This is a genomic window from Protofrankia sp. BMG5.30 (assembly GCF_001983005.1).
Classification (GTDB): domain Bacteria; phylum Actinomycetota; class Actinomycetes; order Frankiales; family Frankiaceae; genus Protofrankia; species Protofrankia coriariae.
Map to the genome: position 1 here is coordinate 1 of NZ_MOME01000090.1, position 2,500 is coordinate 2,500.

Annotated in this window: 2 rRNA genes (1 of these 2 cut by a window edge); both read right to left on the minus strand. The window is 59.3% G+C overall.

Annotated elements, in window-relative coordinates:
* Positions 1 to 1,526, minus strand: a 23S ribosomal RNA gene (locus tag BL254_RS24655); the annotation flags it as partial.
* Between the two features lie 415 nt (positions 1,527 to 1,941).
* Positions 1,942 to 2,500: ribosomal RNA gene (locus BL254_RS24660) — 16S ribosomal RNA — on the minus strand (it continues 951 nt past the right edge of the window).

Below are 2,500 nucleotides of genomic sequence, written 5' to 3' on the forward strand. Positions count from 1 at the left end.
CACGAACCAGGTTCAGCATGGACGCATCAGCGCCGGTACGGGAATATCAACCCGTTATCCATCGACTACGCCTGTCGGCCTCGCCTTAGGTCCCGACTCACCCTGGGCGGATTAGCCTGCCCCAGGAACCCWTAGTCATCCGGCGGACGGGATTCTCACCCGTCATTCGCTACTCATGCCTGCATTCTCACTCGTGTAGCATCCACGGCTGGGTCACCCCGCCGCTTCACACGCCACACGACGCTCCCCTACCCATACACACACGTGTGTATGCCGCAGCTTCGGCGGTGCGCTTGAGCCCCGCTACATTGTCGGCGCAGAACCACTTGACCAGTGAGCTATTACGCACTCTTTCAAGGGTGGCTGCTTCTAAGCCAACCTCCTGGTTGTCTCCGCGACTCCACATCCTTTCCCACTTAGCGCACGCTTAGGGGCCTTAGCTGGCGATCTGGGCTGTTTCCCTCTCGACTACGAAGCTTATCCCCCGCAGTCTCACTGCCACGCTTCACTTACCGGCATTCGGAGTTTGGCTGACTTCAGTAAGCTTGTAGGCCCCCTAGGCCATCCAGTGCTCTACCTCCGGCAAGAAACACGTGACGCTGCACCTAAATGCATTTCGGGGAGAACCAGCTATCACCGAGTTTGATTGGCCTTTCACCCCTATCCACAGCTCATCCCCCAGGTTTTCAACCCTGGTGGGTTCGGTCCTCCACACGGTCTTACCCGCGCTTCAACCTGGCCATGGATAGATCACTCGGCTTCGGGTCTTGGACATGCGACTCAAACGCCCTGTTCGGACTCGCTTTCGCTACGGCTCCCCCACAAAGGTTAACCTCGCCACACATCGCAAACTCGCAGGCTCATTCTTCAAAAGGCACGCGGTCACAGGGGCAAGCCCCCGCTCCCACGGATTGTAAGCACACGGTTTCAGGTACTATTTCACTCCCCTCCCGGGGTACTTTTCACCTTTCCCTCACGGTACTCGTCCGCTATCGGTCACCAGGGAGTATTTAGGCTTAGCGGGTGGTCCCGCCAGATTCACACGGAATTTCACGGGCTCCGTGCTACTTGGGATAACGCTCAGGAGACGCCATGCTTTCGCCTACGGGACTCTTACCCTCTACGGCAGTCCATTCGCATGACCTTCGACTAACACGACGCTTTCTCACTCCTCGACAGATCGGCAGATCCGCCCGAACGCTCCCACAACCCCGACCACGCAACGCCTGCCGGCTCTCACACGCCATCGGTTTAGCCTCATCCGCTTTCGCTCGCCACTACTCACGGAATCACGGTTGTTTTCTCTTCCTGCGGGTAATGAGATGTTTCACTTCCCCGCGTTCCCTCCACGCGCCCTATGTGTTCAGGCGCGGGTGACAGGATTTCAAGCCCTGCCGGGTTTCCCCATTCGGAAATCCTCGGATCACAGCTCGGTTGACAGCTCCCCGAGGCATATCGCAGCCTCCCACGTCCTTCATCGGCTCCTGGTGCCAAGGCATCCACCGTGTGCCCTTACTAACTTGGCCACAAAGATGCTCGCGTCCACTGTGTAGTTCTCAAGATACAGACGGCCCCACCCACCCCCACCGCGGCCCACCACCACACCGGATGGCAGTCCCACGACAGCAGATGGTCCGCACTCACGACCGCACCCCCCCAGCAGCCCACACACAGCCACCAGAAGGGCACCCCGATCGCCAAGGAAGCACACTCACTCCCTCAGGACCCAACAGCGTGCCACGTAGACCCCTCCCACCCCCACCAGACCCGTTCCACCCCCACCCCCACACGGAGGACAAGGCGTACTAGACATCCAGCAGCAGCCAGAAAAGATCCAACCAGTCAGCGTTCCACGCCATCGAGCACCAGGCCGGCCTGAACATCCGGCACTGGCCCCTGAACACACAACCCTCACAGGTCATGCGCCAGAACGCTCCTTAGAAAGGAGGTGATCCAGCCGCACCTTCCGGTACGGCTACCTTGTTACGACTTCGTCCCAATCGCCGGTCCCACCTTCGACGGCTCCCCCCACAAGGGTTGGGCCACCGGCTTCGGGTGTTACCGACTTTCGTGACGTGACGGGCGRTGTGTACAAGGCCCGGGAACGTATTCACCGCAGCATTGCTGATCTGCGATTACTAGCGACTCCGACTTCACGGGGTCGAGTTGCAGACCCCGATCCGAACTGAGACCGGCTTTTTGGGATTCGCTCCACCTCACGGCATCGCAGCCCTTTGTACCGGCCATTGTAGCATGTGTGCAGCCCAAGACGTAAGGGGCATGATGACTTGACGTCATCCCCACCTTCCTCCGAGTTGACCCCGRCAGTCTCCTATGAGTCCCCGACATTACTCGCTGGCAACATAGAACGAGGGTTGCGCTCGTTGCGGGACTTAACCCAACATCTCACGACACGAGCTGACGACAGCCATGCACCACCTGTGCAGAGCCCTTACGGACCCCGTATCTCTACGAGATTTCCCTGCATGTCAAGCCTTGG